This is a genomic window from Bacillus sp. VA13 (genome assembly GCF_055710085.1).
Window position 1 is genome coordinate 741,049 of the sequence record NZ_JBVQPP010000001.1, and the last position, 13,639, is coordinate 754,687.

At 42.5% G+C, this 13,639-nt stretch carries 19 protein-coding genes; 3 read left to right on the forward strand and 16 right to left on the reverse strand.

Annotated elements, in window-relative coordinates; translation table 11 throughout:
• Window positions 1-15: 15 nt before the first annotated feature.
• Entirely contained in the window at window positions 16-450 is a 435-nt protein-coding gene (gene msrB, locus AC0C66_RS03590) for a peptide-methionine (R)-S-oxide reductase MsrB (RefSeq protein WP_014114130.1), read from the reverse strand.
• Complete coding sequence (gene msrA, locus AC0C66_RS03595) at window positions 437-985, reverse strand: peptide-methionine (S)-S-oxide reductase MsrA (protein ID WP_327816365.1); 549 nt, start codon at window positions 983-985, stop codon at window positions 437-439. The genes msrB and msrA overlap by 14 nt, the downstream gene beginning before the upstream one ends.
• A 131-nt stretch (window positions 986-1,116) precedes the next feature.
• Here msrA and AC0C66_RS03600 point away from each other — a divergent pair, with 131 nt between their 5' ends.
• Window positions 1,117-1,542: a MarR family transcriptional regulator gene (locus AC0C66_RS03600; RefSeq protein ID WP_003241533.1), complete on the forward strand. Its 426-nt coding sequence runs from the start codon at window positions 1,117-1,119 to the stop codon at window positions 1,540-1,542.
• Window positions 1,543-1,593: 51 nt separating this feature from the next.
• Here the strand turns inward: AC0C66_RS03600 and AC0C66_RS03605 are convergent, their stop codons facing one another.
• The 7 genes from AC0C66_RS03605 to ilvA form a co-directional block, all read right to left on the reverse strand.
• The gene (locus AC0C66_RS03605) at window positions 1,594-2,931 is read right to left on the reverse strand and encodes an MATE family efflux transporter (RefSeq protein ID WP_327816364.1); all 1,338 of its coding nucleotides are present in this window, start codon (window positions 2,929-2,931) and stop codon (window positions 1,594-1,596) included.
• 72 nt (window positions 2,932-3,003) lie between these two features.
• Window positions 3,004-3,198 carry a protein YpmT gene (gene ypmT, locus AC0C66_RS03610; protein WP_003218204.1) on the reverse strand — a complete coding sequence of 65 codons (195 nt, stop codon included), beginning with the start codon at window positions 3,196-3,198 and terminating at the stop codon, window positions 3,004-3,006.
• 12 nt (window positions 3,199-3,210) lie between these two features.
• Entirely contained in the window at window positions 3,211-3,774 is a 564-nt protein-coding gene (locus AC0C66_RS03615) for a YpmS family protein (RefSeq protein WP_014114134.1), read from the reverse strand.
• Between the two features lie 9 nt (window positions 3,775-3,783).
• Window positions 3,784-4,551, reverse strand: a complete 768-nt coding sequence (locus AC0C66_RS03620; RefSeq protein ID WP_014114135.1) for an SGNH/GDSL hydrolase family protein — start codon at window positions 4,549-4,551, stop codon at window positions 3,784-3,786.
• A 77-nt stretch (window positions 4,552-4,628) separates the two neighbouring features.
• Window positions 4,629-5,210, reverse strand: coding sequence for a cytochrome c oxidase assembly accessory protein ScuA (gene scuA / locus AC0C66_RS03625; RefSeq protein WP_072183585.1), 582 nt, complete (start codon window positions 5,208-5,210; stop codon window positions 4,629-4,631).
• A 151-nt stretch (window positions 5,211-5,361) separates the two neighbouring features.
• The gene (locus tag AC0C66_RS03630; protein WP_003218212.1) at window positions 5,362-5,613 is read right to left on the reverse strand and encodes a YpmP family protein; all 252 of its coding nucleotides are present in this window, start codon (window positions 5,611-5,613) and stop codon (window positions 5,362-5,364) included.
• An 86-nt stretch (window positions 5,614-5,699) separates the two neighbouring features.
• On the reverse strand, window positions 5,700-6,968 hold the full coding sequence (ilvA, locus tag AC0C66_RS03635) for a threonine ammonia-lyase IlvA (protein ID WP_014114137.1): 1,269 nt from the start codon (window positions 6,966-6,968) through the stop codon (window positions 5,700-5,702).
• A gap of 247 nt (window positions 6,969-7,215) precedes the next feature.
• Here ilvA and AC0C66_RS03640 point away from each other — a divergent pair, with 247 nt between their 5' ends.
• Complete coding sequence (locus AC0C66_RS03640; RefSeq protein ID WP_072183719.1) at window positions 7,216-8,211, forward strand: sigma 54-interacting transcriptional regulator; 996 nt, start codon at window positions 7,216-7,218, stop codon at window positions 8,209-8,211.
• A 20-nt stretch (window positions 8,212-8,231) separates the two neighbouring features.
• On the forward strand, window positions 8,232-8,873 hold the full coding sequence (gene trhA, locus AC0C66_RS03645) for a PAQR family membrane homeostasis protein TrhA (RefSeq protein ID WP_014114139.1): 642 nt from the start codon (window positions 8,232-8,234) through the stop codon (window positions 8,871-8,873).
• 33 nt (window positions 8,874-8,906) lie between these two features.
• Here trhA and AC0C66_RS03650 read toward each other — a convergent pair whose 3' ends face one another.
• The 7 genes from AC0C66_RS03650 to brxA form a co-directional block, all read right to left on the reverse strand.
• On the reverse strand, window positions 8,907-9,527 hold the full coding sequence (locus AC0C66_RS03650) for a lysophospholipid acyltransferase family protein (RefSeq protein ID WP_014114140.1): 621 nt from the start codon (window positions 9,525-9,527) through the stop codon (window positions 8,907-8,909).
• A complete protein-coding gene (gene dfrA, locus AC0C66_RS03655) occupies window positions 9,528-10,034 on the reverse strand; it encodes a dihydrofolate reductase DfrA (RefSeq protein WP_014114141.1) in 507 nt (168 codons plus the stop codon). It lies immediately after the preceding gene.
• Window positions 10,031-10,825, reverse strand: coding sequence for a thymidylate synthase (locus AC0C66_RS03660; RefSeq protein ID WP_061187676.1), 795 nt, complete (start codon window positions 10,823-10,825; stop codon window positions 10,031-10,033). The genes dfrA and AC0C66_RS03660 overlap by 4 nt, the downstream gene beginning before the upstream one ends.
• 83 nt (window positions 10,826-10,908) lie before the next feature.
• Complete coding sequence (locus tag AC0C66_RS03665; RefSeq protein WP_014114143.1) at window positions 10,909-11,442, reverse strand: phosphatidylglycerophosphatase A family protein; 534 nt, start codon at window positions 11,440-11,442, stop codon at window positions 10,909-10,911.
• Window positions 11,443-11,459: 17 nt separating this feature from the next.
• The gene (locus tag AC0C66_RS03670; RefSeq protein ID WP_041520984.1) at window positions 11,460-12,074 is read right to left on the reverse strand and encodes a YpjP family protein; all 615 of its coding nucleotides are present in this window, start codon (window positions 12,072-12,074) and stop codon (window positions 11,460-11,462) included.
• Between the two features lie 259 nt (window positions 12,075-12,333).
• Window positions 12,334-13,119, reverse strand: a complete 786-nt coding sequence (locus AC0C66_RS03675) for a class I SAM-dependent methyltransferase (RefSeq protein ID WP_327816362.1) — start codon at window positions 13,117-13,119, stop codon at window positions 12,334-12,336.
• 41 nt (window positions 13,120-13,160) lie between these two features.
• Window positions 13,161-13,595 (reverse strand): bacilliredoxin BrxA, encoded by a 435-nt coding sequence (gene brxA, locus AC0C66_RS03680; protein WP_003218231.1) that lies wholly within the window; start codon window positions 13,593-13,595, stop codon window positions 13,161-13,163.
• Between the last annotated feature and the right edge of the window lie 44 nt (window positions 13,596-13,639).

The window sequence follows — 13,639 nt, forward strand, 5'->3', positions numbered from 1 at the left end:
CTTGTTTTTTGTGTTTTATTTATGAAAGAGATGCAGATAGCTTTCGTATCCTTCTTCTTTCAGCTTATCTTTCGGCACAAACCGCAGCGCCGCTGAATTTATGCAGTAACGAAGCCCGCTTGGCCCCGGTCCATCATTAAATACATGGCCAAGGTGAGAATCCGCAGTACGGCTTCTCACTTCTGTGCGAATCATGCCATGGCTCGTGTCTAGTTTTTCTTCCACCTCTTCTTCTTCAATCGGCTTTGTAAAGCTTGGCCAGCCGCAGTGGGAATCAAATTTATCCTTGGATGTAAACAACGGCTTGCCTGACACAATGTCTACATACAGCCCTTCTTCCTTATGATTCCAATATTCATTTTGAAACGGCGGCTCCGTGCCATTATTTTGCGTCACCTCATATTGTATGCGGTTTAGTGACTGAATTTTTTCTTCTTTATTGTTCGCCATTTATTTCGCCCCCCCAATGCTCGCTGATAAATCCGGCACGTCCAGAACCTGTCCGGTAGCGCTGATAATGTCCTGGATTCTTTTTATAAAAATGCTGATGATAGCCTTCCGCTTCATAGAAAGGTTCAGCTTTTAAAATATCCGTTACAATCGGATCTTTAAATATTCCGCTTTTCGCCAGGCGTTGCTTGGAATCCTCCGCAAGCTCCTTTTGTTTATCATTATGATAAAAAATGGCTGCACGGTAGGAACTGCCGCGATCGGCAAACTGGCCGCCGGCATCTGTCGGGTCAATTTGCTGCCAAAATAATTCAAGCAGTTTTTCATAAGGGAACACATCAGGATTAAACGTGATTTGAACGGCTTCACGATGTCCTGTCGTTTCACTGCACACCTCTTCATACGTAGGGTTTTCAGTATGGCCGCCTGTATACCCGGACACCACTTTTTCAATTCCCGGCTGTTCGTCAAAGGGTTTAACCATACACCAAAAACAGCCTCCAGCAAATGTGGCGATTTCTTTTTTTTCAGACATACTGGTGCCTCCTTTGTTAATACGTGGTATTATTATATTATAGCATGTAAAAATAGAATGAAAATGATTCTGCTTTTCAATAAAATCTATAGGTTTTAAGCAATATGCTTATGTAATGGAGGTTCACAAATTTGAAAGTAAGAACACAGATGATGTACGATATGGAAACTTTACTCCGTAAAGTCTTTAAACAAATACGCAATGAAATCAATGAGATTCTAGATAAAGAGCTGTCACGGAATGAATTCACCATTCTGCGAATCCTCAGTGAACAAGGGCCTAAAAAAGTCACCGAATTTGCGCCTATTTTAGAGGTATCGGCAAGCCACATTACGGCTGTGACTGATGCGCTGGTAGAAAAGGAATGGATTACGAGAATCAGATCGAAGGAAGACAGACGCATCATCCGCATTCATATCACTGAAGCGGGCGAAAAAGTCCTTCAGCATTTCAACGAGAAAAAAACGGAATATTTCTTTAAACGTTTTGACTGCTACAGTGACGCCGAACTTGCCTCATTAATCGAGCTCTTCAGCAAACTAGATAAAAAACGGTGAAAAAAAGCACATACCGCTATATATGGGTATGTGCTTTTCTCAGCGCCTCACTTATTTTTCAGTGAACAGTTTCATTGTTTTCCAGCGGCCGTATCTGTAATACAAAAACGCCGCACAGCTGCTTAATAAAAAACTCATTCCGATTCCGAGCCCGATCCCTTTCTGTCCAAGCCAAGCTGAAAATAGAGCTGTGAAAGGATATCTCAAAACCCAAAACGAAATCAAATTTAAAACCAGGACCTGCAGCATCGCTCCCGCAGCTCTGACGATTCCGTTCAGTACGAAATTAATCCCGATAAAAGGATAGAAAAACGCGATCCACCGCAAATATTGTTCACCAAACGCAACAGCATCTGGCTCACTGATAAATAACCTCATGAGGTATTTACCAAATACCCAAATCATAACTGCAATCACCAGCATGCAAGAAATAACAGCCATCACACCTAGCCTTGCAATCGTTCCCACTCTTTTATAGTTTCCGATTCCGATATTTTGCCCTGCCATACTGTTGACCGCCGTACCGGCAGCCATTGCTGGAAGCGTGATGATGCTGTCGAGCCGCTGTACCGCGCCGAAGCCTGATACCACGTGCTCCCCGTATGAGTTGACAACACTCATAATCGCCATCATTCCGCCTGTGATCACCATCATCTGCAGACCGGCTGGAATCCCGAGTTTCATAATCAGCGCGGACTCTTCCCACTTGGGCACTCGCGGAATTGAGAACGGCACAAGCTTGTGTTTGATGACATAGAACAATCCATACAGAAACGCAATGCCCTGTGACAAAATCGTCGAATAAGCAGCTCCCACTATTCCCATGCGGAACACAGAAATAAAGAGCGGTGCCAACACTGTATTCAGCACAACGGCAAACGCAATAAACCGGAGAGGTGTCTTGCTGTCGCCGAGCGCCCGAAGCACAGTACTGATAAAGTTATAACCAAACAAAAATAAAATGCCGATAAATTGAATCTGTAAATAGGTTTCAGCAAGCGGTATCATTGACTCCGGCGTTTTTAGAAGACGAAGCAAGTGCTCTGACAGAAAAAAACCGGCCGCGCCGAATCCGATGCTTAGACCTGTTAATAAAACGACAAAAGCGTTAATATACGACGCCATTCCTTTTTCATCATCTTTTCCCTTTTGCTGTGACAAAATGGTTAACGTCGCATTGTTAAGGCCCAAAATAAAAGAAAGCACGGTTAAAACAATCGTGCTTGATACTGCTGCTGCCCCTAGAGCCTTTGCCCCCAGTAAATTGCCGATCCACAAACTGTCTATAAATTGAAAGGAAACCTGCAATGCGTTTCCAAGCATAATAGGCGTTGAAAATAGCACAAGCTGTTTCAGCACGTTCCCCTGTGTAAAATCATATGCTTTCATTTTTTCTCCTTGTGTTCTCAAATTTTCGTCAGACCGCACGAAAAAAGAGACGTTGTTTCATGTCTCTTTTTTTCATGATTTATCGGTTTTTTTCCGGTCTCTCATACCGAATGTAAACACCATCACACTTAGGAACAAGGCACAATAGGAAATGTTCAAGTACATTTGGTCCATATCTTCAGCGGCTAGATGATGATAAGCAAGCCAGCCAAAATACAGGGAAAATGTAAAGGATAATAAACTGAAATACTGGTAAATCCGTTTCATTTTCAGTCACCTCTATTGTTTAGGATGGTAATAGGAAAACTCAATTTCATCTTTTTCTAAATTTATTTTATCCGCTTTGACATACATTCCATTCGTTAAAGGCATTTCTGACAGGCGCACTTCAATGCTTTTATCGCCGGGGTGAACGTGGACAAATGACGGCAATTCGTAAAAGCTGTCCATATAATTTAACACAAAGCTAATCGGTATACTCAATTTCCCTAACGAAAATTTCGTAACATTCAACTCCACATCGCCATTTTTTTTCACGGTCGGTTCAAAAGCGACAAACGCATCAATGGACGTGGAAAAAGCCTTGATTTTCCCTGCGACATGAACATCATCATCTATCTCTACTTTATAATCAAGCTTGTTTGATGCTTTGTCGTTTAAATATGAGTTGACAAACGCAGCTAATGATTCTTTTGTGCTTGTCACTTGAAATCCATACTCGCTCTCAGATGAATCCTTCACCTGGGCTTGTTCTCCCGGCAGCATAACAAGTGCCATAAAACCAACAGCAAGGATAATATTGATTGCAAGCAATATAAAAAACAGTCGTTTCCACTTATTCATGATGTCACCCTACTCTTTCGGTAATCCTTCTTTTTTAATGGCTTGATAGACGCGCTTCGCGATAAGGGAATAACCCGTACCATTAGGATGAAAATCATCTTCCTCAGAAATTCGGCTGCTGTCACTTTTTTCATTAAACAAGTCGTCGATATGAATGATTTTTGCATGTTTATCTTTTTTCAGCTCTTTTTCAGCAATATGGTTCCAATCAGTGACAACTCCGTTTATTTCATTTAATTCAGATAACGTAAACGTAAACGGATTATACATGCTGACATAAATCAGCTCAGCGTGATCATTCAGCTCTCGAATTTCAGAAATAATTTTTTCAAAACGCTTTTCAAACGGCTTTTCCGCTTCCTCAAACGGTTCAACGGTTAATTGAAGAAAGTTTTGGCGAAGGACTTTCATCAAATCATTACCGCCAATGGTAAAAAAGACATAATCTGCGTCCTTTATGCCTTTTTGAACCTTTTTATCTTTTAGTTTCTCTAATAAATCATCCGAACGGTTCCCTTTCACGGCATAATTTTTTACGTCTACCGTTTTTACTTGCTTATCTGAACGGATGGAATCCGCCACCTTGCCGACATATCCCTTTCCGTCGGGATCTCCGACTCCTTCTGTCAGCGAATCTCCGACAGCCGCAATGACAATGTCCTCTTTCGTTTTCGGTTCATGAGCTTTTTGCTTTCCCTCAGATGCTGTACGTATACTCGTACAAGCAGTAAGAAGCAAAATCAAACTGGCCATGAGTGAAAAAATGCGCAGCTTCAATCTTGTTGCTCCTTCCCATTCTACTAGTGGAAAGTGTATCATGTTTTAGAAGATTTGCAAATGCCTAGTCTTCTAGCTTACTTGAGTGTACTGGCTGACTTCACATCGGCGATAATATCATCGTACGGTGTATTTTCCACTCCATTGTAATCTTTCAGCACCTTGCCGTTTGGACCTACCAAATAAAAAGAAGATTGATGAATGACTTGGTCCTCTCCCTCCGGTTTCTTCACAATCGCTTTAAAGCTCTTAAGCGCGAACGCCTCAATATCACTCTGGCTGTATCCCGTGAGGAAATCCCAATTATCAAAAGATAATGGATAATTTGCGGCGAATTTCTTCAGCTGTTTCGGCTTATCGTTTTCTGGATCAACACTAAACGATACGATGCGGATATCTATCTTCTCGGCTTTCAGTTTTTTTTGCAGATCAGTCATATGAGCGGTCATCGGCGGACATACAGTTTCACAATTGGTGAAAATAAAATCCGCCAGCCATACTTCTCCTTTTAAACTCTCTAAAGAAACGTTCTTGCCGTCTTGGTTTTGAAATGTAAAAGGCTCCACTTCGTAATTGAGCGGATCTTTAATCTGTTGTCCCCCGCAGGCACACAAAAGCAGAAAAAACAGCCCTGCCGTTAAACCCTTGATAACCTTCATGACATTCACCCTTTCCAGCCAGCATAAAAACGCTTTCTAAAATCGTCCTTACCTGCTGCGTCCCATGTTTGTATTCGATACTGGGCAAAAAAATCCTGCATGCCTCCCAATCACTGATTACAGAGGGAGACATACAGGTATAAACGTCATATTACGCGTTGTGCTTTAACACCTCTTGATGAAAAACAGCCTGATAATCTGCCCATTTCATCCGGCGCTTCATATAATGTCGGAAAGAATACACTTTTGCCCTGCTGTTTGATGAAAACACTTCTTTTAAGTAGAATTGCAAATGGTGATGTAACATAAAGAAATAGTGCTCATCTTCCTTTAATACAGGTATTTCTGTCACTTTCACCTGAATCCCGTCACTGCGTTTGAACTCTAGGCTTTTGAGTAACAAGCTATCAATCCTCTTTTTTTGTTTTTCTTCTATTATATACAATGCCAGCCGGGCTGTCTGTCATTTTGCGCGGTTGTGTAAAAAAATTAGATCAGCAAATGGAACAAGTCCTCATCCTTATTCACCTCTACATAATGAAACGGTTTTCTGTTCATCCGTTCAATCAGCGGCCCATAGTCGGCCTTGTTCTGCAACTCGATGCCGACAAGAGCAGGTCCGTTACTTTTATTATTTTTCTTCGTATATTCAAATCTTGTAATGTCATCATTAGGCCCGAGAACTTCGTCAAGAAATTCGCGGAGCGCCCCCGCTCTTTGCGGAAAATTGACGATAAAATAATGCTGAAGTCCTTCAAAAATCAAGGACCGCTCCTTCATTTCCTGCATTCTTCCGATATCGTTATTGCCCCCGCTGACCACACATACCACATTTTTGCCTTTAATTTCATTCTTGTACAAATCAAGCGCTGCGACAGAAAGAGCTCCAGCCGGTTCAGCAACAATCGCACATTCGTTATATAATTCAAGAATGGATGTACATACTTTTCCTTCAGGCACAAGGAGAATGTCATCAACGACAGATTCCAGCGTTTGGAACGTTTCCTCCCCAATTTTTTTAACAGCTGCTCCATCTACAAACTTATCAATTTTATCAAGTGTGACGACATGTCCAGCTTTGTTTGATTCAAAATAGGATGCCGCTCCCGCCGGCTCAACAGCAATTACCTTTGTATCAGGAGACACATTTTTTAAATATGTACCTACTCCTGAGAGAAGGCCGCCTCCTCCGACACTTGCAAAAAGAAAATGCGGTTCTGTATCAATGTCGTTTAAAATCTCGACTGCCAACGTTCCCTGTCCGGCCATCACATCCGGATCATCGAACGGGTGGATAAACGTCCGGGATTCCGCCTCACAGCATTCAACAGCGCTTTTATACGCATCGTCAAACGTATCACCTGTCAAAATAATATCGATAAACCCTTTACCGAATAGTTCAACTTGAGATACTTTTTGTCTCGGTGTTGTAGACGGCATAAAAATTTTCCCGTGAATGCCAAGATGTTTACACGAGAACGCCACACCTTGAGCGTGGTTTCCGGCACTCGCACATACAACTCCGTTCTCAGTCTGCTCGCTGGAAAGCTGTTTCATTTTATGATAAGCCCCTCTGAGCTTAAAAGATCTGACAACTTGCAAGTCTTCACGTTTCAAATAGATATTGCATTCATATCTCTCAGAAAGTCTGTCATTCCTTTGCAAAGGTGTGTGAATGACAATGTCCTTCACGTTTTGATGAGCCTTCAAAATGTCTTTCACTTGGATGAGAGAGTTTTCTTTAAGCAACGGTTTCATGTACAGATTCCTTTCTTGTTTTAAATCCCTATTTAATATGCCATTATAACACGAATATTCAAAAAATAAGACAATTATTTTTATTTAATAATTAAAAAAATACTGACTATGTTTATCACATCTTGTGTAAAACTTGCTTCACCAATATCCTGGGAGTCCTAAGAAAAAAGATGATCGTAAATAAAACGTGTTTTCAGCCAACAGGCATGATATAATAAAACCAATTAGAACCAAAAGGAGCCAATTGATGAATACCGCAACAATACCTAGCACATTTCAACATCTCATCGGAGAACATCAAACATTCCTGGAAGCGAAGCGAATCGCCAAGCAGTTCTCACTATCAGAGCTTCCTGTCCTGATAACAGGAAAAATCGGAACAGGAAAAGATCATTTCGCACAAGCAATACACCAGGGATCTTCGAGATACAGCGAACCCTTTATTAGCGTCAATTGCAGCACCCATTCGGAAGAAAGCCTTATGCGTGAGCTTTTTGGCCCTAACGGAAACTCAGGTGTGTTTCAAAAAACGGCTCGAGGAACCCTTTTTCTTGATGAAGTATGGCGCATACCTGCCTCTGTACAAGCTCATCTGCTAAAAGTGCTAGATTCAGACACGGAGAAACCGCGAATCATCTGTGCTTCCGCAGATGGATGCGCGGAACATACATTCAGGCAAGACTTATTTTACAGACTGAATATTTTAACGCTCACACTGCCCGAATTGTCTGAACGCAAAAGCGATATACCGCTTTTGACACAATATTTTCTCTCACATTCCGGTCAGCAATTGTTAATTGATCCCTCAGTCTTTTCGATGCTTGAGCAACACACATTTGAAGGCAATGTCAGGGAGTTAAAAAACGCCGCAGATTATATGGCGGCAGTCGCAAACGGGGGAACGATTCATCCATATGACCTGCCTCCATATATTAGGGGCACAATAGACGAAAAAGCGTCGAAGAAAAAAGCGAAGCTGTTGACTTTAATGGAAAAAGCCGAGTTTTTGTTTATTTTGGAAACAATAAAAGCGTTAAACGAAAAAGGAGAACCAGCCAGCAGACGGATCATCTCGGAACACAGCAAAAACACCCAAACCTCGTTATCCCCGCAGCAGGTCAGAAGCCGTCTCGATTATTTGGAGAAAAAAGATTATGTCACAAAAAGCCGCGGACGCGCCGGCACTAAAATTACGTTAGAGGGTTTGAACTTTTTAGAAACACTGAAAAATCAAATGATCTAGCGATCGAAAGGAGAATGCACTTGTTTACAATCAAAGAAGAGATTGCCAATGCGATAACACACGGCATCGGTGTGCTCTTATCCATACCAGCATTAGTGTTTTTGATCATATTTTCGGCTCATTACGGGTCTGCATGGGACATTGTCAGCTTTACAATATTCGGCGTCTCTATGCTGCTGTTATATTTGAGCTCCACACTGCTTCACAGTATCACACATAAAAAGACGAAGGATATTTTGGAGATTATTGACCACAGCGCCATTTACGTACTCATCGCCGGAACCTATACGCCTTTTTTGCTGGGGCCGCTGAAAGGCACACTCGGCTACACCCTTTTGATTATCGTTTGGTCTCTTGCCCTAGGCGGAATCGTTTTTAAAATTTTCTTCGTGAAACGCTTTATCCTATTGTCGACCTTAGTGTATTTGATTATGGGATGGCTGATGATTATCGCGGTTAAACCTTTATACGCTTCGCTGAGCGGAGCGGGATTCAGCCTTCTTTTTCTCGGCGGCATTTTATACTCTGTCGGAACCATCTTTTATATTTGGAAAAAGATCCCCTTCCATCACGCCATTTGGCACAGCTTTGTATTAGGCGGAAGCGCTGCGATGTTTTTCTGTGTGCTGTTTTATTGTGTGAAGGTGCCGTTTATTTCGTAACAGAAAAGCGCAGTCTTAAAGACTGCGCTTTTTTCATGCACGTAATTGTTTTTCATTTGCAGGTATATAAGCTTTTGAAAAGGACAATTCAATGTCTGCTGGTTTTAAACGTTTAAAAAACGATCCCTTTTGCAGGTCATCTGTTCCTTTTGTTTCCACCATCACCAACGGAAGATGATAGCGGATTGCAAGCTCTACAGGATCTATAGGACCATCTAATGAAAGAATCAGGCTTTGTCCTTTTTCCAGCTGTTTCGTCACATCTTCATATACCTTTTCTGAATCACCGTCTGAAATCACATCCATCCGATCTAGCCATTGCCCGATAAAAGGCAAGCGAAATACTTTTGGATTGGCAATAAAACCGGCCGGTTCTTCAATATATCCAGCAATTAAGGCCAGTTCAGCCAAACGCAAACGAGGATGCACATACAAAACAGGACCGCGCGGTATTGGCTCAGGCTGATGGATCGTCACAACTGAACCAGTGATGCCGATACAGCCTTCCAAAAACGCCTTTGGCTGCTCGTAGACAAGAGTCATCTGTTTTTTGTATGACAGACGGGGATCAAGCATCCTTTGATTAAATAATTGTTTCATATTTTTTAACAGCATATACACAATATAAACCACTAGCAAGCTGTAGCGAACCAATTAAAATCCTCCCACTTCAGAAGAATTCTTTTTTTCAAACACCAGAAATTCATAATCGTACGGGTTTTTTTCGTCCTTGATCCCCCGTTCAGAAGAAACCAGCTTCCAATTGGTTTCATCAAATTCGGGGAAGTGGCGGTCACCCTCAAACTCGTGATGAATTTTCGTCATATACAGTCTGTCCGCATAAGGGAACAGTGCTGTATAGAGCTGAGCCCCTCCGATCACAAAGCATTCCTCAGAGCCTGAACAAATGTCCAAAACATCCTTTAACGAACTGACAACCGTGCATCCCGGAAATTCTGAAGCCGGCGCTGATGTGACGACAATATTTTTCCGGTTTGGAAGCGGACGTCCAATCGATTCATATGTTTTCCGGCCCATAATGATTGAATGGCCCGATGTTACTTTTTTAAAGTACGCAAGATCATTGGGCAAATGCCACGGCAAATCATTGTCTTTGCCGATCAGCCTGTTGGCATCCATCGCAAAAATGAACGAAATCATACGCTGACCGCTCCTTTAATATGAGGATGCGGATCATAATCCTCGATGATAAAATCCTCAAATGCAAAGTTGAAAATAGAATCAATCTCTCTGGCGAAACGAAGCTTCGGCAGCGGGCGAACGTCTCTTGTCAGCTGCAAATTGACCTGTTCAATATGATTTTGATAAATATGAACATCTCCAAATGTATGAATAAACTCGCCCGGTTCAAGCCCAGTCACATGAGCAATCATCATGGTTAACAGGGCATAAGAAGCAATATTAAACGGCACACCGAGGAAAACATCAGCAGAGCGTTGATACAGCTGACAGGACAGCTTGCCGTCAGACACGTAGAATTGGAACAGGCAATGGCACGGCGGCAACGCCATTTTATCAATTTCACCAACATTCCATGCGCTCACGATTAAGCGTCTGGAGTTCGGATTTGTCTTAATATCTTCAATAAGTCGGGAAATTTGATCAACGGTTTCCCCGTCAGCTCCCCGCCAAGAACGCCATTGTGAACCGTATACAGGTCCGAGTTCCCCGTTTTCATCAGCCCACTCATTCCAGATCCGCACTCCGTTTTCCTGCAGATAGCGTACATTGGTATCCCCTTTTAAAAACCACAGCAGCTCATGCGCAATTGATGTAAAGTGGAGTTTTTTTGTGGTCAGCATTGGAAAGCCTTCCTGTAAATTAAATCTCATTTGATACCCGAAGGTGCTGATTGTTCCGGTCCCTGTCCGGTCTCCTTTTTTTTTGCCATGCTCTAATACATGTCTGCATAAATCCTTATACTGTTTCATTTTTTTCATCCTTTAAAAGTAGTCTTCTAGTAGTGTAACACAATAAAAAATCATTTCTGAACCCAGAAATGATTTTTTTATAGTCAGCTGATGACAGGTTTTTCATCCTGTTCTTTTTCTTCATCTTGAAGATCCTGATGCGTATGAGCAATTCTGCTCGCCGCTGCTGCCGCAAGAGCTGCCACAATATCATCCAAAAAGGTATGAATACCGTCTGGACTTTCATCAAGTTCCTTAATGATTCCAATCTTCTCTTTATCCAAATAACCGAAGTTGGTCAAGCCGATCGATCCGTACACATTAACGATTGAAAGAGGGATAATTTCATCTATGCCGTAAAGCGGTTCATCCGTTTCAACAAGGTGCTGCAGCGGTTCCGGAAGAAGTTTCTGCTCAGCGAGCTGATCAAGCGCAAGACCTGTTAAAACAGCATGAATAATTTCACGTTTGTTCAGCACTTTATTTACATTCTCCATGCACACACTGAGCGGCAGATTTGGATTGTATTTTTCCTGAAGTTTTTGAACAATCCGCGCAATATCTTCTATCATAACGCCCCGTTTATTTAGCATATCTTTTGTTATATCGACCATTTCATTCATTGTGTACTTTTTCATGTCTAATGGCATCTCCTTTACGCACTCATCCAGTTGGGAGGCGTGTTGCGGTCCCAGTAAATGCTCCCAAGCTCATGATGTGATTGAAATCCATCTTCTGCTGTATGATAGTGAAAATTAAACCAGTAGCCGTCGTGAGGCGGGTGGTCTCTTCGCACATGAAATCTGAGGAGATCTTCTCCAGTCGTCCGATTGTAAACGTTGAAAATTTTTTCCGTTTTGCCCGCTGAAGGCATGCTTGAAATCACAACATCCTGATACGCCTCATCATCTTGCAATGTTGCTAAATAATCACTAATCACGTTTTCAATTTGCGGCAGGATCTCTTTCCGATAGTCATCCTCAATGACCGGAGCGATTTTGCTGCCGAATTTCAAAAAGGACTGATCCTCAGCACTGTCAAAGAGCTGTTCCTTGTAGGATTGAAAAAGCAGTTCAGGGTCTTGCCTGTCTTCCGACTCATCATCATCGTACAGGTCATGCTCATCATAAAAAGCGGTGTAATCATTCTGCTCAAGACTGCTCGGCTGTCCGGAGGGCTTGTCCGCCATAAGAGCAGCCGGAGGAGATACGAGCCCGAATGTTACGATGGTAAATAAAACTACAAGAGTCTTTCTCATCCACAATTTCATGACTGCTTATTCCTCTCTATTTTATTGTCATGTTTCTCTTATTTTAGCACACCCGAAACATGCAAGTCATGTATGATATGAAACTGATATGCAAATTAGGAGATTTGTTGCTTTGCGGTTTGTGTAAAAACGCTTACAATATTATGTGAAAGGAGGCTTTCCGCATGATTGACGCCCTGTTTGCCACAGTTTCACTATTAACATTGTTATACTTTGTCGTCATGGAAGTCACCGATTAACAGAAAGCCCGTGATATCAATCACGGGCTTGTTTTGCTTGCGGCTTGAATAACGCCATAATGGAACAATGCTGTTTTTCTTTTCATGACGTTAAAACCAAACTGTTCAAATCGCGGGCTTTTCCAGTGGTCTTTTAGCACAACGCTTTTTCTGGCAGCGCGCACCGCTTCTTTGATACACCCTTCGTGCAAAACTGAATCCTCTGCCAAATCCCGTAAAGGCGCGATGCCATCAGACGTCTCTACAGGCTCATGAAACATTGGATCGAAATAAACCACATCAACAGAGTTGTCAGGAAGCTGCTTGATGTATTCAAAGCAATCCCCATTCTTCACTTGGATTCTTCTCATTGCTGCCTGAAGCTCTTCTATGCCCGTTTCCCATGAATGCAGTCCCGCCCTCACGAGAACGGACACAAGATGGTTTTTTTCAATCCCAATCACAGAACCCGTTTCGCCTACTGCCATACTTGCGATAATGGCATCCGAACCCAGCCCTAGTGTGCAATCTAAAAACGTGTCCCCTTCCGATAAACCAGCTGCCCGAAGCATCGGCTCCTGCTCCCCCCGTATGAAGCGTTTAGCTCTGAACATCGCTGTATTCGGGTGAAAAAAGAATTTGGCACCTTGTTTCGTATAAAGTTCAAACCGCTCTTTGCCGACCACAAGCACATCACGTTCAGCTGACTTCAGCAGGTTTTCAACCGTTTGTTTATTTCGGCCGCAGTATGGCATATCCAGCTCTAAGGAAAGCTGCTTTGCGGTTTTTATGGTGTGTTCAGACGGTCTATAGCTTGTTGTTATCATCTTCAGTACTCCCAAAAAGAAAATGCCCGGAAAACGGGCATTTAGCAGTGTGCATCAAAAGCAGCGGTCAAATTTTTCATAATCTCTTCCATATCGTGTCCTTCAATTTCATGACGTGGAATAAAGTGTACGACTTCTTTGCCTTTCAAAAGAGCCATTGACGGTGAAGAAGGCTCCTGGCCAGTAAAATACTCACGCATTTTTGCAGTAGCTTCTTTATCTTGACCCGCAAATACAGTCACCGTATTGTCAGGTGTTTTGTCATGCTGGAGGACTGCCTGTGTTGCTGCAGGACGCGCGAGACCTGCAGCACAGCCGCACACAGAGTTAACGACTACAAGTGTTGTGCCCTCTGCCTTTTCCATAAAGTTTTCTACTTCTTCCGCTGTTGTTAATTCATCAAAACCTGCACCAGTCAGCTCGCGGCGCATCGGTACGACAAGCTGGCGCATGTATTCTTCATAAGCCATTGACATAAAAAAAGCCCCCTCTATTATCCTTCATCTGAAGTAAGGATACT